27 protein-coding genes are annotated in these 20,283 nt (G+C 71.1%); 12 read left to right on the forward strand and 15 right to left on the reverse strand.

The features are described 5' to 3' along the window. Window positions 1-28 precede the first annotated feature (28 nt). The 4 genes from DU484_RS01760 to DU484_RS01775 are packed head-to-tail and all read left to right on the forward strand — an operon-like array spanning window position 29 to window position 2,576. Window positions 29-367, forward strand: a complete 339-nt coding sequence (locus tag DU484_RS01760) for a DUF7855 family protein (RefSeq protein WP_114604947.1) — start codon at window positions 29-31, stop codon at window positions 365-367. A gap of 12 nt (window positions 368-379) precedes the next feature. Beyond that, window positions 380-1,210 (forward strand): DUF7856 family protein, encoded by an 831-nt coding sequence (locus DU484_RS01765; RefSeq protein ID WP_114604948.1) that lies wholly within the window; start codon window positions 380-382, stop codon window positions 1,208-1,210. Between the two features lie 17 nt (window positions 1,211-1,227). Further along, the gene (locus DU484_RS01770) at window positions 1,228-1,902 is read left to right on the forward strand and encodes a DUF7857 domain-containing protein (RefSeq protein WP_114604949.1); all 675 of its coding nucleotides are present in this window, start codon (window positions 1,228-1,230) and stop codon (window positions 1,900-1,902) included. Next, window positions 1,899-2,576, forward strand: coding sequence for a nucleotide-binding protein (locus DU484_RS01775; protein ID WP_114604950.1), 678 nt, complete (start codon window positions 1,899-1,901; stop codon window positions 2,574-2,576). The genes DU484_RS01770 and DU484_RS01775 overlap by 4 nt, the downstream gene beginning before the upstream one ends. Before the next feature lie 33 nt (window positions 2,577-2,609). Here DU484_RS01775 and DU484_RS01780 read toward each other — a convergent pair whose 3' ends face one another. Next, window positions 2,610-3,470, reverse strand: a complete 861-nt coding sequence (locus tag DU484_RS01780) for a transcription initiation factor IIB (protein ID WP_114604951.1) — start codon at window positions 3,468-3,470, stop codon at window positions 2,610-2,612. Window positions 3,471-3,631: 161 nt separating this feature from the next. On the opposite strand from DU484_RS01780, the gene DU484_RS01785 reads away from it, so the two are divergent. Then, window positions 3,632-4,147: a DUF7858 family protein gene (locus DU484_RS01785; protein ID WP_114604952.1), complete on the forward strand. Its 516-nt coding sequence runs from the start codon at window positions 3,632-3,634 to the stop codon at window positions 4,145-4,147. Between the two features lie 48 nt (window positions 4,148-4,195). Beyond that, window positions 4,196-5,194 carry an Acg family FMN-binding oxidoreductase gene (locus DU484_RS01790; RefSeq protein WP_114604953.1) on the forward strand — a complete coding sequence of 333 codons (999 nt, stop codon included), beginning with the start codon at window positions 4,196-4,198 and terminating at the stop codon, window positions 5,192-5,194. Between the two features lie 22 nt (window positions 5,195-5,216). Here the strand turns inward: DU484_RS01790 and DU484_RS01795 are convergent, their stop codons facing one another. From DU484_RS01795 to DU484_RS01815, 5 genes are all read right to left on the reverse strand, one after another. Then, window positions 5,217-5,594, reverse strand: coding sequence for a winged helix-turn-helix transcriptional regulator (locus DU484_RS01795; RefSeq protein WP_114584485.1), 378 nt, complete (start codon window positions 5,592-5,594; stop codon window positions 5,217-5,219). A 146-nt stretch (window positions 5,595-5,740) separates the two neighbouring features. Next, on the reverse strand, window positions 5,741-6,979 hold the full coding sequence (locus DU484_RS01800) for an MFS transporter (protein ID WP_114604954.1): 1,239 nt from the start codon (window positions 6,977-6,979) through the stop codon (window positions 5,741-5,743). A 2-nt stretch (window positions 6,980-6,981) separates the two neighbouring features. Further along, window positions 6,982-7,395 carry a DoxX family protein gene (locus DU484_RS01805; protein WP_114604955.1) on the reverse strand — a complete coding sequence of 138 codons (414 nt, stop codon included), beginning with the start codon at window positions 7,393-7,395 and terminating at the stop codon, window positions 6,982-6,984. Between the two features lie 333 nt (window positions 7,396-7,728). Continuing rightward, window positions 7,729-8,688: a glutathione S-transferase family protein gene (locus tag DU484_RS01810; RefSeq protein ID WP_114604956.1), complete on the reverse strand. Its 960-nt coding sequence runs from the start codon at window positions 8,686-8,688 to the stop codon at window positions 7,729-7,731. Beyond that, window positions 8,688-9,527, reverse strand: a complete 840-nt coding sequence (locus tag DU484_RS01815) for a DsbA family protein (protein ID WP_157969487.1) — start codon at window positions 9,525-9,527, stop codon at window positions 8,688-8,690. Before DU484_RS01815 ends, DU484_RS01810 begins: the two co-directional genes overlap by 1 nt. A gap of 154 nt (window positions 9,528-9,681) precedes the next feature. On the opposite strand from DU484_RS01815, the gene DU484_RS01820 reads away from it, so the two are divergent. Then, the gene (locus DU484_RS01820; RefSeq protein WP_114606691.1) at window positions 9,682-10,605 is read left to right on the forward strand and encodes an LLM class oxidoreductase; all 924 of its coding nucleotides are present in this window, start codon (window positions 9,682-9,684) and stop codon (window positions 10,603-10,605) included. An 89-nt stretch (window positions 10,606-10,694) separates the two neighbouring features. Continuing rightward, window positions 10,695-11,144, forward strand: a complete 450-nt coding sequence (locus DU484_RS01825) for a peroxiredoxin (protein ID WP_114584490.1) — start codon at window positions 10,695-10,697, stop codon at window positions 11,142-11,144. Between the two features lie 5 nt (window positions 11,145-11,149). Here the strand turns inward: DU484_RS01825 and DU484_RS01830 are convergent, their stop codons facing one another. Both DU484_RS01830 and DU484_RS01835 read right to left on the reverse strand, forming a co-directional pair. After that, window positions 11,150-11,344: a hypothetical protein gene (locus DU484_RS01830; RefSeq protein ID WP_114584491.1), complete on the reverse strand. Its 195-nt coding sequence runs from the start codon at window positions 11,342-11,344 to the stop codon at window positions 11,150-11,152. A gap of 335 nt (window positions 11,345-11,679) precedes the next feature. Further along, on the reverse strand, window positions 11,680-12,423 hold the full coding sequence (locus tag DU484_RS01835; RefSeq protein ID WP_114604958.1) for a ParA family protein: 744 nt from the start codon (window positions 12,421-12,423) through the stop codon (window positions 11,680-11,682). 99 nt (window positions 12,424-12,522) lie between these two features. Between DU484_RS01835 and DU484_RS01840 the strand changes: the two genes are divergently transcribed. The 4 genes from DU484_RS01840 to DU484_RS01855 all read left to right on the forward strand — a co-directional run bounded on the left by DU484_RS01840 (window position 12,523) and on the right by DU484_RS01855 (window position 15,070). Beyond that, a complete protein-coding gene (locus tag DU484_RS01840; protein ID WP_114584493.1) occupies window positions 12,523-13,077 on the forward strand; it encodes a TlpA family protein disulfide reductase in 555 nt (184 codons plus the stop codon). A gap of 2 nt (window positions 13,078-13,079) precedes the next feature. Further along, entirely contained in the window at window positions 13,080-13,805 is a 726-nt protein-coding gene (locus tag DU484_RS01845; RefSeq protein ID WP_114604959.1) for a cytochrome c biogenesis CcdA family protein, read from the forward strand. Continuing rightward, complete coding sequence (locus DU484_RS01850) at window positions 13,802-14,572, forward strand: hypothetical protein (protein WP_157969488.1); 771 nt, start codon at window positions 13,802-13,804, stop codon at window positions 14,570-14,572. The genes DU484_RS01845 and DU484_RS01850 overlap by 4 nt, the downstream gene beginning before the upstream one ends. Window positions 14,573-14,824: 252 nt before the next feature. Beyond that, entirely contained in the window at window positions 14,825-15,070 is a 246-nt protein-coding gene (locus DU484_RS01855; RefSeq protein WP_114584496.1) for a helix-turn-helix domain-containing protein, read from the forward strand. Between the two features lie 470 nt (window positions 15,071-15,540). On the opposite strand, the gene DU484_RS01860 is transcribed toward DU484_RS01855, so the two are convergent. From DU484_RS01860 to DU484_RS01890, 7 genes are read right to left on the reverse strand one after another with little or no spacing between them, the layout of a single operon-like run. Beyond that, a complete protein-coding gene (locus DU484_RS01860) occupies window positions 15,541-15,960 on the reverse strand; it encodes an HIT domain-containing protein (protein WP_114584497.1) in 420 nt (139 codons plus the stop codon). A gap of 50 nt (window positions 15,961-16,010) precedes the next feature. After that, entirely contained in the window at window positions 16,011-16,703 is a 693-nt protein-coding gene (locus tag DU484_RS01865) for a uracil-DNA glycosylase (protein WP_114584498.1), read from the reverse strand. Continuing rightward, window positions 16,703-17,554, reverse strand: coding sequence for a ribose-phosphate diphosphokinase (gene prs / locus DU484_RS01870; protein WP_114604961.1), 852 nt, complete (start codon window positions 17,552-17,554; stop codon window positions 16,703-16,705). The genes DU484_RS01865 and prs overlap by 1 nt, the downstream gene beginning before the upstream one ends. A 37-nt stretch (window positions 17,555-17,591) precedes the next feature. Then, window positions 17,592-18,386 carry an HVO_0234 family beta-propeller protein gene (locus tag DU484_RS01875; protein WP_114604962.1) on the reverse strand — a complete coding sequence of 265 codons (795 nt, stop codon included), beginning with the start codon at window positions 18,384-18,386 and terminating at the stop codon, window positions 17,592-17,594. Window positions 18,387-18,428: 42 nt separating this feature from the next. Then, complete coding sequence (locus tag DU484_RS01880) at window positions 18,429-19,124, reverse strand: type 1 glutamine amidotransferase (RefSeq protein ID WP_114604963.1); 696 nt, start codon at window positions 19,122-19,124, stop codon at window positions 18,429-18,431. A gap of 33 nt (window positions 19,125-19,157) precedes the next feature. Next, window positions 19,158-19,970 (reverse strand): alpha/beta fold hydrolase, encoded by an 813-nt coding sequence (locus tag DU484_RS01885; protein ID WP_114604964.1) that lies wholly within the window; start codon window positions 19,968-19,970, stop codon window positions 19,158-19,160. 52 nt (window positions 19,971-20,022) lie between these two features. Beyond that, entirely contained in the window at window positions 20,023-20,271 is a 249-nt protein-coding gene (locus tag DU484_RS01890) for a hypothetical protein (RefSeq protein ID WP_114584503.1), read from the reverse strand. Window positions 20,272-20,283: the final 12 nt, after the last annotated feature.

A 20,283-nucleotide genomic window follows, 5' to 3' on the forward strand; every position in this document is an offset into this window, starting at 1 on the left:
AGGTGATCACTGCAGACATGCCGAGACGTTGCTACTCGTCGTCACGTACTCGCGGGCCGCCCGAACGACGCTCCGGAACGTCCGTCGAACGCACGAGTCGGCGGTCGTTCGGGAGCTGGGGCGGGCGGCGCTGTTCGAGGAGACGGAGTTGGGCGCGTTTCTGGCGCTCCGTCTCAGGGCGAAACACGGCGACGACGTACAGATCGAGCGGACGCAACCGTTCAACGAGTTCGCCGCCGTCCGGGAGGCGGTGCGGGACGCCGCCGAGGCGTACGAGGATCGGGAGGCGGCGAGCACGCCGTACGTCAAGTTCGCCGCGGGAACCGATCACCCCGATCCGGACTCGATGCGCGGGACCGACCTGTAAGGGGGACCGGGGATGCGAGTGATCGTCGACGGGCGGAGCTACGAAGGACGGGTGATCGATCTGACGGGAACGGACGTGTCGGCGGCGACCGCCGTGGAGTCGGTCGGCGCTACGGACCCGCCGATTCACGTCGACTGCCCCGTACCGGGAGACGCCCACGAACACGTGCGGCGCCTCCCCCCGGAGACGTTCGACCGGCGGGCAGCACTCGCCGCGGCGGCGCGGGCGCTGGGCCACGCGTCGCCGGCGCGGTCGGCGCTCGACGAGGCCCGGTCCGAACTAGCCGACCTGTCGGCGCCGTCGGTCGATGTGGACGCGGCGCGGCGCCGCGTCGCCGAGACGGGCGAGAAGGAGGAACGCCTCCGCGAGCGCGTCGCCGAACTACGGGGGCGACTGCAGGCCCGCCGGGAAATCGACGCGGACACGACGGCGGTCGAAGCGCAGTTGAACGAGGCGACGAGCCGGTTGGCGGAGGCAGAAACCGAGCGAATCGCGGCCGAACAGGCGCTCGAGCGCGCGGAGGCGGTGGCCCGGGACGCACGCGACAGCCGCGAGCGGCGCCTCGAACTCGAGGACCGCGTGGCGAACCGCGAACGCGAGATCCGGCGGGACCTGGCGGCCGCAGTGTGGGATCGGTTCCGGGCGGCGATCCGATCCGTCCCGGGGACGGCGACGGTGGGGGCGGCACCGGGGACGTACGACGGCGACCGGGTGACGGCCGCACTCGCGGTGGCCCGCCTCGCCCCGCTCGACGCGCCGGTCGTCGTCGACGGCCTCGACCGGATCGACGGCGCCGAGGCGGCCGCATCGATTCTGGAGGCGCCGGTGATTTATATCGGGTGACGCGGCCACTCCCGGGCATGGACTCCAACTGGTCGGTCACGCCGCTCGACGGCCACGACGTGACGCTCGTGACGGTCGACCTGCGGAACCCGTCGCCGGTCGACCGCCGCGTTCGCGTCTCGAACCGCCTCGACGGTCCCGTGCTGCCGCCGAAACGCGCCGGTGTCTCCGAATCCGGGTGGGACGAGGAGGGGTTCGACGGCGTCGTGCCGGCATCGGGGCGGCGAACGCTCGGCTACGCCTGCCCGGCGCCGGCGAGACGACCGCCGGTGTCGGTCGTCGACGAGGGGCGTGCCGACGCGGAAGCCGCCGACTCGACGGCAGTCGCGGTCCGGGAACTGGGCGATCCACGGCCACCCGGCGACGCGATACCGGGCGTGGAGGAAGCCGAGGACGACGGTACGGGGGACGAGCCGCCGGTCCCGACGGACGCCGAAGCGGGGGTTCCCCCCGCGGTCGAGTCGTGGCTGACGGCGGTCGAAGCGCGGGTCGACCGCGGGGAGCGGTTGACGGACGCGTCGGTCGAGTCGGCGACGGCGGCGCTCGGCGAAATCGACGACGCGTCCGAACTGGCGGAGCAGGTGTCGGCGGACGCCGCCGCGCTCGAAGCGGTGGCGGAGCGGGCGGCGGCGCTCGCGGAACGGGCGTCGGTGGTGGACGTGCCGGCCGAGGCGCTCCGGAGGCTCCCGTGATCGTCGCCGTCGCGGGCGGGAAAGGCGGGGTCGGGAAGACGACGGTCGCGTACAACCTCGGCGCGGCGCTCGACGCCGTCGTCGTCGACGCCGACCTGGGGATGGCGGACCTGCCCCGCGGTCGCGGGCCGGACCTCCACGACGTGCTCGCGGGGCAGGCCGACGTTGCCGAGGCAATTCGCGGCGGTCCCGTGTCGCTCCTGCCGTGTGGGCGGTCGCTCGCCGGCGCCCGCGCGGCGGACGTGCGCGAACTCGCCGCGGTCCTCCGGCGGGTCGAGGGCGAGTGGGGTGACGACGTGGTGGTCGACTGTCCGGCCGGCCTGCGTGCGGACGTTGGCGTCCCGCTCGCCGTCGCCGACGCCTGCGCCCTCGTCGTCTCGCCGCGCCGGTTCGCGCTCGCGGACGCGGTGCGGACGCGCGAACTGGCACGCGAACTCGACGCCGGGCTGGCGGGGGTCGCTCTCAACCGGACGACCGACGCCGACGACCCGCCGACGGACGTGTTTCGGCGGGTGCTCGGGGCGCCGATTGCGACGGTGCCGGCCGACCCGCGCGTGGGGCGGTCGGTCGAGGCGGAGCGGCCCGTGGAGCGGGCGGCGCCGGAGTCGGTTGCGGCGGCGGCGATCCGGTCGCTCGCGGCGTCGATACGTGAGTGTCGGCGGGCGCGGCACTGAGAACCGGGACCGAACGGAACGGACCGGGACGAATCAGTCCTGCAGCAGTCGGTAGGTGTTGCGGACGGTGACGGGCGTCACGTCGGCCACGTCGGCGGCGGCCTGTTGGGTGAGCGACGCGCCGGCCTCGCGGGCGGCGGTGTAGAGGCAGGCGGCGGCGACGCCGCTCGGATTCCGGCCGGCGGCGTCGCCCGACTCGCGGAGTCGACGGGCGTGTTCCTCGGCCCGCCGGCGCACGGATTCGCTCACGTCGAGTTCGCTCGCGTACCGCGGGACGTACTCGACGGGGTGGATCGGGCCGGTCGCGACGTCGAGTTCGCGGTTCAGCGCACGGTAGGCCGCCCGGTGTTCGTCCTCGGTGGCCTTGGCGGCGTCGACGACTTCCTCGACGGTGCGAGAGACCGAACACACCCGACAGGTGGCGTACACCGTCGCGGAGGCGAAGCCCTCCAGCGACCGGCCGCGGAGTAAGTCGGCCTCCTGTGCCGAGCGAAAGAGCGAACACGCCGACTCCCGGACGTGTGTCGGGAGCGACAGCGCGCCGACGAGCCGCCGAATTTCGGTAAACGCGTACACCTGGTTACGCTCGCGCTTCGTGGAAATCTGTGCCCGATTGTGCTGGGTCCGCATGCGGGAGAGTCGCCGGCGCTTCCGGCCTTTCACCCGCGTCGACCGTCCGATGTCGGTCGAGAGGCCGCGGTCGTGACGCGACTGGACGAGCGGCGCGCCCGTCCGCTCGGGGTTCGTGTCGTCGTCCGCGAAGGACCGCCACTCGGGACCGTGATCGATCCGGTACTCGTCGACGACGAGGCCACATTGGCCACAGACCGTCTCGGTTCCCTCGGTGTTCAGTCGACCGCTGCACTCCGGACACTCCATCCGTGCCTGGCTCATCACAGTCGAAACTTGGTCCCGATGGAGTATTTAAACACGGGCGGCGCCGGGCCGAATCGGCGTCTCGGATCGGCGTAAGCCTACCGGTAACCGGTACGTTCGTGCCGGCGTCCATCGATTCGGGCTAGCTTTTACAGTGATCGGCTCGCGACTTGCGGTCGATGGGACTGTCGGACATCGCCGCGGGGATCGAGGTACACGAACGCCAGCGTGATCGGGGTGTCCCGACGGTGGACGCGACGGGTGACGACCTGATCGCTCGGCTCGACGCGCACGAGGACACACTCCCGTGTACGCCGGCGGCGGCGACGAGCGTCTTGGAGGCGTACGCCGCCGGAACGAGCGTCGGTGACTGCGCACGCGAGGCGGGCATCGCGCCGATGACGGCCGCCAAACTCCTGCATCGGTGTGGGGTCGCGGGGCTGTCGCCGCTCGGCCCAACGGCCCGGGACATCCTCCGCGACTGGCTCGACGGCGACCTCTCCCGAACCGAGGCGGTCGAACTCGTCGGCGCCGACGAGGCGGACGTGGCGCTAGCGACGTACGTCGAGACCCACGACGCCGTCCCCGAACTCGCCGACGCGGTGGCGGGCGTCCTCGAACCGGACGCGAACGCGACGGTCGAAAAGCGGGACGCGCTGGCGGAGACGATGAGTTCGGTCGGCGACCTGCGGTAGGCGGCGAACGCCCGCGGGAGTTATGTCGGTTCGTGACGAGAGACGTACATGTCCGCTGCGGAGCTCACGCGGTCGGTCTGGGACGTGAACGCCGACGACTACCCCGCGGACGCGCCGTTCGGCGAGCGGCTACGGTTCCTCCTGCGGTACGCGATCCTGGCGCCGTCGAGCCACAACTCGCAGCCGTGGCGGTTCCGGATCGAGGGGCGCGCGGTCCACGTCGCCGCCGACGAGTCGCGGTGGCTTCGGGCCGCGGACCCGGACCGGCGCGAACTGTTCGTGAGTCTCGGCTGTGCGGTGGAGAACCTCGTCGTCGCCGCCGAACACTTCGGCTTCGATCCGGCAGTGTCGTATCCCGACGGGGGGACGGAGCGCATCGCGACGGTGACGATGGACGACGGTGCGTCGGAGCGCCGACCCGCGGCGCCGTTCGACGAACTCACCGCCCGGTACACGAGTCACGAGCGATTCGACGGGACGCCACTGGATTCGGCGACGCGGAACCGCTTGGTGGCGGCCGTCGAGGGCGCTCCCGTCGCCCTCCATCTCGTCAACGGCGATGCGAAACGCGCGGTCGGCGAGTTGCAGGCGGAGGCGGACCGCCTGCAGATGAAAGATCGGGCGTACCGGGAGGAACTCGGGCACTGGATCGGCCTGGGTGCGCTCGGCCACTCGTGGTTGCTGGCCCGCGTCGGGCAGGCCGTCGTTGCGCACCTCGATATCGGCGACCGGGAGGCCGCGAAGAACTCGGCGCTCGTCGAGAGCGCGCCCGTCGTCGGCGTGTTGACGACGGCGTCCGACGACCCGGCCGCCCGCGTCGAGACGGGACGGGCGTTCGAGCGCGTCGCCCTCCGTGCCAGCGCCGCGGGCGTGGCCGTCCACCCGATGAGTCAGATTCTGGAGCGACCGGCCCTTCGGAGGCGACTCGCGTCGGAACTCGACTTCGACGGGGCGACGCCACAGCACCTCTTTCGACTCGGCTACGCGGACGAGGCGGCCGAGCACACCCCACGGTGGCCGGTCGAGTCGGTGCTCGACGGGGAGTGAGGCGGGCGCCGGGTCGCGCCGATCAGTCGTCGCGCAGCCGCGGGTTCGGTCCTGCGGGGACTTCCTCCCCCCAGCGCCGCGCCCACGCGTCGAGTTCGTCGAGCACCCGGGTGAGCTCCCGGCCCTTCTCGGTGAGACCGTAGTAGACGGCGACCGGGGCGTCTTCCTCCATTCGCCGGGCGACCACGTCGGCGTCGACGAGTTCGTCGAGCGCCTCCGAGAGCGTCTTCGAGCGGGCGTCGGTGGCGCGCTTGAGTTCGTTGAAGCGGTGTTCGCCGTCCTGCAGGGCGTAGACGACGTTGAGACGCCACGGCGTCCCGACCTGTGAGAGGGCGCTGACGACGGGACAGGCCGAGGCGTTGTGCGTCTCGACGGACTCCTGTCGGGAGTCGGTCGTCATCGGGCACCACCCCCCGAGCGGGCGCGGCGGGGCGGCGTCGTTGCGGGAACGTATCTGGTATCGAGTAGGTTCATCGCTGTCGAAACCCACGCACGAAATCCAGTTAAGCGCTCGGTGGATCGCATTCCAGTAAGAATTCGTATATGTCAGGGATCGAGCGGGAGGACAGCGAGGGCGGCGACACAGACGGCGGCGACGCCGGCGGCGCCGAGGAATGTCGGGCGGTAGCCGACGAGACCGCCGAGGAAGGTAAAGCAGGCCGGGCCGGCGGCCTGCCCCGCGCCGATGGTCGTCGTCTGGAGGCTCATCACGCCGGCGCGTACGTGGTCGGGGGCGAGGGCGCTGAGCCCCGCGAACAGCGTCGGCGTGACGAGGCCGCTGCCGACGCCGAACGGCAGGAGGGCAGCGACGAGGACGGGAAGTGTCTCCGCGAGGGCGACGCCGAGAAAGCCCGTCGCGAAGAGCGCGAAGCCGAGAGCGAGCAGCGTCGTCGTCGACGCACGAGCGGAGAGCCGGCCGTTTTGCGTCGAGACCACGGCGGTCACCAGGAGGACGCCGCTGGTGACGAGGCCGACGGTGGTGGGTGAGAGGGCGTACACGTCAGCGAGGTGGAAGGGCAGAGCGGTGTAGATACCGCCGAACAGGAGCGAGAAGGAGACGAACATGACGCCGTAGAGCACGGCGACGCGACCGAACGGGACGGCGCGAAGGGCCGAACGGAGGTAGCCACGGTCCGGGTCGCGGGCGTCGCCGTCGTGGCTGTCGCGGCTGTCGCGGGCATCGTGGCCGTCGACACCGGCGAGGCCGACCCACACGAGGCCGGCGGCGGGGAGCGCGAGCGCGTAGACGAGGAAGGGGGCGTTCCAGGCGCGGGCGGCGAGCGCGCCGCCGACGAGGGGGTAGACGGCCGTCGCCACCGAGAGCGCCGCGGCGGTGACGCCCATGGCGGCGTCGTGCCGGCGGCCGTCGTACCGGTCGCCGACGACGGTCATCGCGAGCGCCGAGAGGACGCTCCCGGCGGCGACGCCCTGGAGGACGCGGAGCGCCAGCGCCACCGCGAACGTCTCGGCGAACGCGACGGCCGTCCCGGCGGCGCCGAAGAGGGCGAGACAGCCGACGAGGACGGGACGGCGGCCGACGCGGTCGGCGAGCATGCCGACGACCGGCGCCAGCAGGACGCCGGGGAGGGCGTAGCCGGTGACGAAGAGACCGGCGCGGGGCGGGGAGACGCCGAAGGCGGCCCCGATGGCGGGGAGCGCCGGGCTGACCAGCGGCACGTCCATCGGCGTCACGAGCGTCGCGGCGAGCACCGCGACGAGGGTCGGCGACCGCCAGGGAACGGTCCCCGACCGCCCGTCGGCCGTCGGCGTCTCGGTCGCTGGCATCGTCAGAGACCGACGCCGGCCGCCAGCGGCCACGCCGCCGTCGAGAGCGCGAGGAAGACCAGCGCCCCGCCGACGAGGCCGACGTTCTTCAGGAAGTGAATCCGCTCGTTCTGCCGGTCCTCACCCGTCATCGTCCAGAAGTCGTGCATGATGGCGGTCACGGGGACGAGAAAGACGGCCACCGCGAGTGCCCCGACGCCGGGATAGACACCGGTCAGGACCGCGAGCGACCCGGCGACGAGGCCGAGGCTGCCGAGGGGGACGCTCACCGACGCCAGGGGCACCCCCTTGTGCTCGGCGTAGCCGACGGACGTTTCGAGGTCGAGCAGGTTGCCGAGCGCGAGGTAGCCGACGACGAGGGCAAAGAGCGCGCGGCCGGCGAGGAAGCCGACGGCGGCGAGCGACGAGTCGAACATCAGGGCGCCCTCCCCTGCCAGTCGGGCCGGTCGGTCAGGAGGCGTTGCTGGATCGAACCGCGAACCACGAGTGCGTTCGTATCGAACATCGCATGTGGATCGACGGTGGAATCCGTAAAATGTCTAAGGCAAGTTATACGAAATCAGGTTACGGGCGCTATACCGGGACCGGAAGTCGTCGAGAAACCCGAGTTCGAGGCGTTCGTATCGGCCGTGACGGTCCGTTCGTGGACGCGCCGCTCGACGGGCAGTAGCTATCGGAAGAGAAACACTTTCGTTCCGGGCGGGGAGAGGCGGGCCGTCGTGGAGGACCGTCGGTGAACCAACGCGAACCTACGCCGCGTCGGGCGCCGCCGTCGAAAGCGCCGCCCGATTCTGTGACGCCGTCCAGTCGGCGTCCGGCCCGACGGGAACGATGCCGGTCGGGTGCAGGTCCTCGTGGCTCCGGTAGTAGTGGGCCGTCACGTGGTCCATGTCGCAGGTGGCGGCCACCCCCGGCGTCGCGTACACGTCGCGGGCGTACGGCCACAGGTGGTCGTAGTCGACGAGGCGGCGGCGGTTACACATGAAGTGGGTGTGGTACACGGCGTCGAAGCGATACAGCGTCGGGAACAGGAAGACGTCGGCGAGCGTGAGGCGGTCGCCGACGGCGTACCGCCGATCCGCGAGTCGGTCGTCCCAGCGTTCCAGCGCGTCGAAGAGCTCCGCCACCGCGTCGTCGTAGTCGGCCTGCGAGTCGGCGAAGCCGGCGCGGTAGACGGCCGTGTTGATCGACGTGTGCACGTCGTCGATGGCGGCGTCGATGGCGTCGCGCAACCGCTCGGGGTAGAGGTCGCGGTCGGTCGTGGCGTACCCGTCGAACGCCGTCGCGAGGGTGCGGGCGATGTCGGCCGACTCCTCCTGGACGACGGCGTCGGTCGCTGTATCGTAGAGTATCGGGACGGTGACCCGCCCGGTGTAGGTGGGGTCGGCCCACCGGAACACCTCGTACAGCGTGTCGAAGCCGTGGGTCGACTCCGGCGTGCAGCCGTCCTTGGCGGGGGTGAACTCCCAGCCCCGGTCGTTGCGCACGGGATCGACGACGTCGACGCTCACCGCGTCTTCGAGCCCGCACAGGCGGCGGACGAGCGCCACCCGGTGGGCCCACGGACACGCCCGGGAGACGTAGAGGTGGTACCGCCCGGCCGCTGGTGGGTGGTCGGTTCCGGGACCGACCGCCGCGTCGAAGGTATCGTGGTCGTACTGGCCGCGCGTCGCGTCGGGGTCCCACTCGCCGTCGTGGAGGAGGCCCATCAGTCCGCCCCTCCCGTCGCGTGCCAGAAGACGCCGTTCCCCCGCGGGTCGCGGCGCACGGCGCCGTCGTCGGCGAGCGTGGCGAGGGCCTGCCGGGCCGCCGCGCGGTCCATGCCGTACACCTCGGCGACTTCCTGGGTCGCCAGCGGAGCGTGGTGGTCGACGAACGTCCGGATCGGCGGGGGCGAGGACGGGGAGAGCGACGGCGCCACCGTCTCGACGGCGTCCGACAGGTCCGCGAACGGCTGAAACCCCGCCAGCCGTCGCTCGCCCTCCAGTCCGGCGATCCGGTAGGTGGGGAAGGCGCGCACGTCGGCCCGTCGGGTGCGGGCCAGGTCGGCCTCGAACGCCTCGCGCGCGCTCCCGTCGGAGAGGGCCGTCGTGAACGCGTCCACGTCGAGGCCGACGGCCTCGGCGAGGCGAATCTGCTCGTCCCGCCGGTTGACGTTCCGGACCTCAGTCGCGTACGCTTCGCGCAACCGCCGCAGATACCGGTGGCCGAGGGCGCGGTCCTGTTGCCGGGCGGCCGCGAACGCCACGCTGGCGGGGTACGTCGACTGCGCCGGGTCGGTCTCGAAGATGGCCGTATCGACCGGCATCCCGTGCCGTTCGGACGCCTCCAGCCAGTGCGGCGCCACGTCGCCGGGGTCGGCGATGTCGTTGGCGGCGTCGTAGAACGTCTCGAAGTCCTCGATCAGCCCACCCATGACGAACCGAACGTCGAGCCGGTCGCCGTACGCCGTGCGGAGATGTCGAAGGATCGGTTCGGACCCCCAGCACCACGTACACATCGGGTCCGTGAACTGCGTCACCGTGACGGTCGCGTCTGCTGTCGCCATGGGGACGACGACCCCGTCGACGTACATATGCGTCAGGCAACGCACAGGAAAGCAGGTGTGGCGCGCGAAACCGGCCGATAGCGCCACCGCGTGCTCCGTCGGGGCGCCGCTGCCGATCCGAGGGCAGATGTACCCCGACCCGCAAGGGACGACGATGACCGAGCCCCCGCACGCGAACGCCGGGTATCGACGCCTGTTCGAGTCCGACGGTCTCTCGTTCGGAACCGGGTTCCCGCTCACGGGCGTGCGGGAGTCGACGCCGGACCCGACGGCCGAGGTTCGACTCGCGGCCCACGCGGAGGCAGTCGGCTTCGACGCGCTCTGGGCGCGGGACGTGCCGACGTACTGGCCGAAGTTCGGTGACGCCGGCGGCGCGTTCGATCCGTGGACGCTGCTCTCGCACGTGGCCGCGGAGACGGAGGACGTCGCACTCGGCACGTCGAGTGTCGTCCTCCCCTTGCGCCACCCGATCCACGTCGCGAAGGCCGCGGCGAGCGTCGACCGCCTCTCGGGCGGTCGCCTCGTGTTGGGCGTCGCCTCGGGCGACCGTGATCCGGAGTATCCGGCGTTCGGCGTGGACCCGGACGAGCGTGGCCGGCTGGTCCGCGAGGGCGTCGACGCGCTCCGGACGCTCTGGCGGGAGCGGTATCCGACCCTCGACGGCTCGTGGGGCCACCTCGACGGCGAGGTGGACGTGCTCCCGAAGCCGACGACGGAGACGCTCCCCCTGCTCCCGACCGGGTACGCGCGCCAGTCTATGGAGTGGCTCGCCGACCACGGCGACGGCTGGCTGTTCTACCACCTCCCCGACGACACGCTCCGGAGCTATATCGAGGAGTGGCGCGACCACGCCGGCGACAAGCCGTTCGTGATCGCGGTTCGCGTCGCGCTCGCGGACGATCCGACGGCCGACCCCGAACACCTGCATCTCGGCTACCGCGCCGGCGTCGAGTGGTTCCGGAACTACTTCCGACGACTGGAGGACTACGGCCTCGACCACGTCGTCGTGAGTCTGCAGGCCGAGGAGCCGAAGCGGGCGATGACGACGTTCGCCACGGAAGTTATCGACGCGGTCTGAGTGCGACACGGCGGCGGGCGACGGGGGCATCGACGACACCGAGAGGCCGCGCCGAACCCGTTAACCCGCTCCCGTCCCAACGACGGCCGATGCTCGAACCCGGCGATCCGGCCCCGGAGGTAACGGCGCGGAACCAGGACGGCGAGTCGATCACCCTCGGCTTCGCGGACCCGACGGTGGTCTACTTCTATCCGAAGGACTTCACCGGGGGTTGTACCATCGAGGCCAACGACTTTCAGGACGTCTACCCCGAGTTCGAGGAACTCGGCGTCGCCGTCTACGGCGTCTCGATGGACGACGTGGAGAGCCACGCCGACTTCGCGGAGGCGGAGGGAGTCCTGTTCGACCTACTGGCCGACCCGGACGGAACGGTCGCGTCGGCGTTCGGCGTCCCGACCGACGAGGGTCACACCGGTCGCGTGACCTTCCTGCTCGGGGACGGCGACGTCGTCGCTACCTACGACCCGGCGCTCGCCGATCCGGCGGGCCACGCCCGCGAAGTGCTCGACGACGCCCGAAACGAGTTCGGCGGCGCGTAGGGGGGCTACGGCCTACCGAGTCGGCCGACTGCGGCGGCCACGCGGCGGGTCACCGACGGGCCGCCGACGCGGACGACGACGGCGCCGACCACGACGGCGACGGCGACGAGCGTGGCGACGGCGACGGCGGCCACGAACGGGTAGCTGAGGGCCCAGATTGCGGCCGGGACGGTGGCGGTCAGCAGGATGCTGGCGACCACGTCGCGGCGCGTTGCCGGGCGGGGACGATACGGCTCGGGGGCGGGAAACGGCGAATCTGATCGTCGTCTCGACATGTGTGGCGGGGTTGGAGGGACAGTCGGGGGACCGTGCGTCTCGAATCGGGGAGCCCCGCCGGAGGGCGAACGTCGTGCCTCGCGACTGGGCTCGTGTTCACTCGTGGTTGTGGAGGGTCATCGTAGCCGACCCGACCGCGCGGAACGTATTAATTATTTTCCAAGTGATGGTACCGAATCACACACCGGGGAAGGCGCGGGTCGCCGGATCGACGACGGCGTCGTGGGCGTGGGCGAACGACCGGCCGCGGGGTGTGGAGTCAGCGGGAGACGAACTCGCCGACGGAGTCGAGGAGTCCGGCGCCGTCGCCGGTCGACGGGTCGGCGTCGAAGGCGGCGTCCGCGACGGCGGCGACGGCGGTGGCGGTCGACCGGTCCGAGAGGCAGGTCGGTGCCGTCACGTCGGCGTCCATCTCCGGAACCGCCACGTCGGCGACGGAGAGTTCCCCCCGGGTCGTGACGACGGCGTCGACGCCGACGGCTAAGTCGTCGAGACGGCCGGTCGTGCGCTGGACGGCGTCCCGGCCGCGGGTCGACGCGGGGGCGACGACGACGGTTCGGGCCGTGGCGGTCACCGCGGCGACCGACTGGTTGGCCGCCACGGGCGGCGTGTCGACGAGGACGTGATCGAACGTCTCCGTCGCGGCGGCGATGCGGGATTCCAGCGCCTGCGCGGCGTCCGGCGACTTCGCGCGGGCGAGGCGTTCGAAGGGGGCGGCGGTGGGACAACACGCCAGCCGCCCCGGCACGTCGCCGAGGGGGAACTCGACCAGTCCGTCCGCGAGCGGCGCGTCGCGGGCGTCGGTGAGCAGTGCGGTCAGATCGGGGTCGATCCGGCCGGGAAGGTAGTCGGACAGCCCCTGCGTCGCGAACGCGGCGTCGAAGACGGCGACGTCGCGCCCGTCGTTCGCGAGGAGCGTCCCGAGTTCGACGGTCAACCGCGTCGTCCCCGCGCCGCCCGTCGCACCGACGAGGGCCGCGGCGGCGTCGCTGGCGTCTGCCATACACCGGGATGGAGGCGGCCTCTGATTAAAATACGGGGGCGACGCGAGAACACGAGTCACCGGCACTTATGTGCGGGCGGGAAGAACCCTCGGAGTTGCATGCCCTCCAGACAGCGTCGGCTCTTCCTGAGAGCCATCGGTACAGCGATGAGTGTCGGTATCGGCGGCTGTGCGGGCCGGTCGACGGGTAGCGCGGCGGACGATGCCGCGCCGACGACGGCGGCGGACGACCCGCTCACCCTCCCCTCGGCGGTGACGACCGGTGACCTGCCGGACGGGCGGGTCCGTCTCGTGGCACCGGGGACGGTCACCCTGTTGAACTTCTTCACGACGTGGTGTCGGCCGTGTCAGCGCGAGATGTCGGAGTTTCGGAGGCTCCGGGCCGAGTACGACGCCGACGCGCTCCACATGGTGTCGATCACGCCGGAGGTAGAGGAGACGCTCGTCGAGGAGTTCTGGGCGGAGTACGAGGGGACGTGGCCGGTCGTCATGGACCCCGCCCTGACGGCGACCGAGCGGTGGAACGCCAACCGCTACCCGACGAACCTGCTGTTCGACGCGGACGGGACGCCAGCGGGCGACGGCCCGAAGGTTCGGGCGCGGACCTTCGAGGAGTTCGACGCCCTGATCGAACCGCTGGTTGCGGAGGCGTGACGATGGCCGGTCTCGCTCCACCGGCCCTGCTCGCACTCGCCTTCTCCGCGGGCACCGCGACTTTCTTCGCCCCGTGTGCGTTCCCACTGCTCCCGGGCTATCTCTCCTACTTTCTGGGGGATACCGTCTCGGCGACGGCGGCGGAGACGCCGACTCGCTCGTTCACCGACCGCGTGCGCGGACCGCTGGCGCGTGCGGGCCTCGTCGGCGTCGTGGCGAGTCTCGGTATCACGCTCGTCTACGTCGGCCTCGCGGGGACGACGGCCGCACTCGGCGCCCGAGCGCTGGCCGACATCGCGATACTCGAAGTCCTCGTCGGCGGCCTGTTCGTCGTCGCAGGGACGGCGATGGCCGCGGGGTGGAAAGTCTCCCGCTCGGTCGTCCGGTTGCCGAAGCGGCGGCGGTCGGTCGTCGGCTTCTTCATCTTCGGCGTGCTGTACGCGGGCGCCGCCGCGGGCTGTACGGCGCCGCTCTTTCTCGCCGTCGTGGCGCGGGGGCTGACCGCCGGCCCGCTGGTCGGCGTCGGCATCGCCGCCGCCTACGCGGCCGGGATGAGCACGGTGCTGGTCGTCGTGACCGGCGTGTCGGCGGTGGGGAGTTCGTCGCTCGTCTCCGCCCTCGCCGGCCACGCGGAGCGGATCTATCGGGTCGCGGGCGGGCTGCTCGCGCTCTCGGGGGCCGCGGAGCTCTACTACTACGCCTACGGTTTCCCGGAGGTGTGGCCGTGACGCGGCGCCGTCGACTGATCGCCGTCGTCGTTGCCCTGCTGCTCGTCGGTGCGGGCTGTGTGGCGCCGACGAGTCAATCGGCGCCGCCCCCGGGCCTCGACGACGACGCCGTGACGGACGCGAACGCGCTCGTCCGGGCGCACACGACGGCGCTCGAATCCCGGTCGTTCACCGCCCACGTGACGACGACCAGCCGACCGACCGACGCGGACTACCGCGTCGTCCTGAACCGGACGTGGCGCGTCGATCCGACCGGGACGCTCCGGGGGTCGGTCGTGGACACCTCGGCGACCGTCGGCGACGCGCCGGAGCGATACGCGCGCCGGCCGGACGAGCGGGCGGCGTGGCGCGAGGGGACGACCACCTACCGACGCGTCGACAGGGGCGAGAACGTCACGTACCGCCGCGTCGACCTGTTCAACTCGTCGGTGAAGCTGAGCGCGGCCATCCAGCGGCAGGCGCTGTACCGGCTGAACACGCGGACCGAGGCGACGGTCACGCCGGTGCTGCGGGACGGGAGCCGCCGGTACCGCATCGAGGCGCGATTGAACGACACCGCCGTGACGACGAACGCGTCCATGACGCTTCTCGTGGATACGAGCGGCGTCGTGCGGACGATGCGGACGAATCAGACCGTCCGGTACCGCTCCGGGAACCGCGTCGTCACGCGGACGGTGCGAATCGAAGACGTGGGAACGACCACCGTCGAGCGACCGGACTGGTACCCGACGGCGGCCGAGGCGACTCGGACGGCGACGGACGGCTGACCGCCGACGGCGTGCCGTCCGTCCGCTCGAACTAGTATCACTATTGTGGTATATCTAGTCGAACGTTGATGAACTATCATCGAAATAACTCGATATGTCGAATCGTGAAAATCGCTTGTCAGCCACTCTTAGACGCTTATAGTGGTATTTTCACACGCGTAGGAACGCCCCAACGACAGTCGTTCCCGATCGATCACGACATATCATATCGCAGAAACATTTATCCGTTCGGCGGTTGACATACCAATCGTAATGAGCGCCACGACGTTCGACACGACCGAGACGGACCGCATCGCCATCGACGTGCCGGAAGGGCTGACCGCCGCCGAGTCGAAACTCGTCTACGTGTTCCTCGCCGCCTCGGACGGGGCGACGGTCGAGGAACTCAACGCGGCCCTCGACATCAGCAAAATCTCACTCTTCCCGGTCCTGCGGACGCTGACCGAGCGGGGCGTCGTCGCCCGCGACGGATCGGCGTACGTACCGAGCGCGTCGTAAAGTGACGACGGACGTGGCGCGTTCGCGCCGACGATTCTGCGACACTCGTACTCCTGATCGGGGAGCGTGTCACAGCTCGCCGAACTGGCGTGTCGTGAAACTCAGCTGACGCCCCCGCGGGATTGGACGGGGGCGTCGGCCATGGATGAATAGGGTAGCATGTCCCGGATGTCGTACCGGGGAGACTGACCGGCTTGTGGCTGTGGCGACGGTGTTGGGTCGGGGACCGATTGATCGGTCGTCGTCTGGTGTGCTCGTACCTCGATCACCTCGTTCATCGAACTGGACGTGACGGTAGTATATATGCTTTGAGGCAATGGTCCTAAAGGTATTTTACCATATTTTTGTCCGATAGTCCCCATATATCCGGAGAGAATCTAGTTTTCGTCGAAGAACTTGATCGGCAGGGTCGAGCGGCGCCGCTCGTCGGGGTGATCGTAACGGTCCAGAGAGGACTTCCGATACTCCTATCAGTCGCCGCGGATGGCGGCGGCCACGTCCTCGAGTTCGGCGTCGGCCACGTCGGGTCGGTCCTCGATCAGGGCGTGGATGGGGCGCCCGCCGTCCGCCTCGGATCGGGGGACGACGTGGACGTGGACGTGCGGTACTTCCTGTCCGGCGGCGGCGCCGTTGTTGACGGCGATGGTCGTCGCCTCGGCGTCGACGGCGGCCTCGATGTGGGGGGTGAGGTCGTGCACTGCGTCGAAGACGGCCGTCGACAGGTCGGCGGGCAGGTCGTTGACGCGTTCGTGATGCGCCTTCGGGATGACGAGCGTATGTCCTCGGGCCAGCGGATTGGCGTCGAGGAAGGCCATCACGTCGTCGTCCTCGTACACGGTGTAACTGGGGATGTCGCCGTCGACGATGGAACAGAAGATGCAGTCGGCCATACCTGTGAGGTTGGCGTCAGGTCTCAAAAACGTCCCGGAGACGGCGAAGTCTACGGCGTGACGCCGCAGGAGCGCAACGCCGCCGCCAGCGCCTCGCGGTACGACTCGCGGTCGTAGCCGAGTCGCGCGCGCCACACGTCGGCGTAGGAGGGGTGCAGGAGGGGTATCGCGGTGACGCCGAGCGACGGGCAGTCGATCGGATCGAGAACTGACTCCAGAAAGCCGTCGAGCGTCCGATCCTCGGCGGCGAGGAGGCTCGTCGTCGCGTGCTTGCCGGTCGGGAGCACGACGGCGGGGTCGATAGTCTCGATTTCGGCGCGGAGGTGATTCCGGCAGTTCGACCGCTCCGTCGGCGTCGGTTCGCGGTTCGAGCCGTCGCCGTCGGATGGGAAGCATTTCACGGCGTTCGTGTAGAACGCGTCGTCGACGGCGCGGAACGACGTTCCGCGAGCAGTCGGCCGGCGGCCGACGACGCCGACGCTCGCGAGGAGTGATCGGATGCGGCGGCCGGAGTGTCGGGACGTGTAGGCCAGCCCCGAGCGGTTGCCGCCGGGCCACTCGGGGTCGTCGGGGTCGCCGGCGGCGGGCGCCTCGCCCACGACCATCACGGCGGCGTCCCGCGGACCGTTGCCCCACGCGATGCGGTCGCGCGCCTCGGCGAGGGCGGGACAGCGCCGGCAGTCCGGGTCGAGAACGAGGGCGTCGTCGGGTTCGGGCGGGACGGGCGACGGGTCGGGGGCCATTACAGCGCGTCGGCGACGACGGGCGCGACGGAGGTGGCGGTCACGTCGCGCTCGATGGTGTCGGTGGCGTAGATGGCGGTCACGCCCGCGCGTTCGAGTTTGGTGCGCGCGTTCCGGGCGAAGAGTGGGTGGACGCAGGCGACGTACACGTCGGCGGCCGCGCGGGCGTCGAGGACGCCGATGGACTCGCTCATCGTCGACCCGGTGGCGACGATGTCGTCGACGACGACCACGTCCCGGCCCTCGACGGCGGCGTCGCTGGGCGTGATCTCCACGTCCGTCCCGGAGTGGCGGACCTTCTCGAAGAAGTCGACGGCGCCCCGACCGTAGGCGTCGCGCACCGATTCGGCGAGGCCGATGGCGCCGGCGTCGGGCGAGAGAAAGAGCGGATCGGTCAGGTCGGCGGGGAGGGGGTCGGCCAACCGCGCCGCGGCGCCGACCACGTCACAGGGCACGTCGAAGAAGTCCGTCACCGACGCCTCGTGTGGGTCGACCAGAATCACCCGATCCGTCCCCGTCGAGACGGCGCGTGCGACGGCCCGCGCCGAGACGGGTTGGCCCGCCTCGAACGCGCGTTCCTGTCGGCCGTAACCCATGTACGGCAGGACGGTCACCACCTCGTCGACGCCCGCCTCGCGGACGGCGTCCTGCAACTGCAGGAGTTCGACGTGGGCCGCGTCGGTGGTCGTCGACGCGACGACCACCGCCCGGTCGGTGTCGTCACCGACCGTCACCGACGCCATGCGTTCGCCGTCGGGGAACCGTTCGTAGTCCACGGCGGCGAGTTCGTGGCCCGTCTCGGCGGCGAGGGCCGCGCCGAGGGCTTGCGAGGCTGTCCCGGGTACGATCATGTGGAGTGGCTCGACGGCCGCCCCGAAAACCGTTTCCTTACGTCTGGACCGCCAGCCGTCGAACGCCGGTCACGCCCAGTTCGCGGCTCCGCCAGCCGTCGCCCGCGTCGGCCAGTAACGTCCCCGTCTCGGTCACCGCTACCGTCGCCGCGTCGGTGTAGCCCACGTCGACGAGGCCGTCGACGGGGACGGGCACGTCGACGGGCACCCACTCGCCGACCGCCTCGCGGACGAACAGCCCTCCCTCGCCGGCGGCGTGGGCCCGGTCGTCGGCCGAATCCGCGCTCACGACGCCGAACGCACCGTCGCGTTCGACCATCCAGCCGTTGCCCAGTCGGTACAGGCCGTCGTCGGTCGCCGCGAGGGGCATCCCCCGCCCGTGAACGTCGTGGACGCCGTCGAGGCCGACGTTCCGGAGGTCGTCGCCGACGACCTGGTGGACGCCGCTCTCGGCGGCGATCATCCCGCCGTCGACGGCGCGGGGCGCCTCCACGTCGCCGAGCGTCGTCCACCCGTCGCCGAGGCGGGCGATCCGACCGTCCGGGCCGGCTGCGAGGAGGGCGTCGCCGTCGAAGCCGACGGCGACGGCGGGACCGAAGTCGGTCGGGTCGTAGTCGCCGACCAGTACGTCCGCGTCGGTGGCGACGGCGCGCCGGTCCCCGGCGGCGGCCACGTCGCGGGCGGCCGCCCGGTGGTCGAGGCCGAACTCCCCCACTCGGTCGTCGGAGAGCGACACGGCCACGACGCCCTGGTCGGCGGCGATCAGCACCTCGTCGGCCCCCGTCCGGTCGGCGTAGACGCGCTTCTCGTCGATGGTCAGGTCGTGGTCCATACGGCCACTCCGGGGGCGGGACGCAAAAACGGTAGTGGACGGCTACGCCTCCGGCGACGTCGCCCGCCGTGCCCGAACGTGGTCGGTGAAGTTGTCGAACAGCCGCTTGGTCCGGCAGGCCGCCGCGTAGTTGTCGGCGTCGATGTCGTCGACGACGGCCTCGATGCGCTCCGCGGGGAGGTCCTTCCCTCGCGTGACGCGTTCGGCGCTCTCCTCGTCGTACTCGGGATGGAACTGCACGCCCCAGCAGTCGCCGCGGCGGAACGCCTGCACCCCGCGGTCGTTCTCGGCGAGGAGCGTCGCGCCGGTCGGCAACTCGACCACGCGGTCCGAGTGGGTCTCGAAGGCGGTGAAAGGGTCGTCGAGGCCATCGAGGAGGGGGTCGCCGTCGTCGACCCGGTCGATCAGTCGATATCCCAACTCGATGTCGGCCATCGCCTCGACGCGGCCGCCGAGCGCCTCGGCCAACACTTGGTGGCCGTAACAGACGCCGAGGATCGGCAGCCCGCGGTCGGCCGCCTCGGCCACCCAGTTCACGAGGCCGTCGATCCACGGCTCGTCCCAGTAGACCGAGGAACTCGACCCGGTGACGACGACGCCGTCGAACGCGAAGTCGGACGGCAACTCGCCGGCCGTCACGTCGAACTCGGCGAGGGCGGCGTCGAGCTCCCGGCGGAAGTTCGGGCGCGTGTGTTCGGAGCCGTGCGAGGCGTCGAGGAGGGCGAGCCGCAGGGTCATTGGGCGTATCGAGGCCAGCGAGGGGTTAGTCTCTTACGCTGATTCGAAGAAGCCGAACAGTCGGTCGTTCACCGCGCGGGAGCGCTCGACCCCGATCAGGTGCCCGCCGTCGAGGCCGACGAACTCCCCGCGCGGCAGATTCTCGGCGAGGCGGCGGCCGTACTCGACCGGCCACACCGCGTCGTCGCGGCCGTGCAGGACGAGCGCCGGGGTGTCGATTTCGTACAGCCGATCGGTGACGTCGAAGGCCTCGACGGCGGCGGCCTGGGCCGCCCACGCCTCGCGGGGGGCGTCCTCGGCGGCCCGCCACTCGACGATTTGCTCGATGGCGTCGGGATGGGCGTCCAGAAAGTCCCGCGAGAGCGCGGCCGCGAGCGACGATTCGAGTGCGTCGGGGTCGTCGGGTGCCCCGAACAGGGGGTCGAGCGTCAGGTCGGCGCCGACGGGCGCGGTGCCGAGGAGGGCGAGCGACCGGGGGCGCGTCGAGAGTCGGGCGAGTTCGAGCGCGACCATCCCCCCGAGTCCCGCGCCGACGACGTGGACGCGCCGGGCGCCGTGGTCGTCGAGGACGGCCTGCACGTCGGCGACGAAGTCGTCGACTGCGTAGGGACCCGGCGGGGCGTCGGAGCGGCCGGCGCCCCGGAGGTCGGTCACCAGCGTCTCGAACGGCCCGGTCAGGCCGGCGTGTTGCCACCCCCACTGCCAGGCGCCGTACCCCACGTCGCCGAGGAAGACGACCGTCTCGCCGTCGTCGGCCCGTGGCCGACTGCTCGTGGAACGGTGTTCCACGCCGTCGTCGTCGGTCTCGTAGTACAGCGACACGGCCCCGTTCGATGCGGTGGGCATGGGTGACCGTACGACGGCGAGACAGTAGGGCGTATCGGAGTGCGACGGCGGATCAGTAGACGCGGGCGACGAGAAGCACCAGTCCGATCACGACGGCCCCGAAGCCGATGAGCAGCAGGCCGCCGCCGTAGGCCAGCGACGGCAGATCTACCGGAGAAGCCCCGCTCAGGAGGTCGAGCAGCGTCAGCTCGCGGAACAGCGATCCCCCGGGGAGGGAGACGCTCGTGAGCGCCGCGACGCCGAGAGCGAGGAGACCGGCGACGGTCAGGATCGACACTCGGGAAGCGGACGACGACTTCACACCGGTGATGTT

The organism is Haloplanus rubicundus (assembly GCF_003342675.1).
In the GTDB taxonomy this organism is placed as follows: Archaea; Halobacteriota; Halobacteria; order Halobacteriales; family Haloferacaceae; genus Haloplanus; species Haloplanus rubicundus.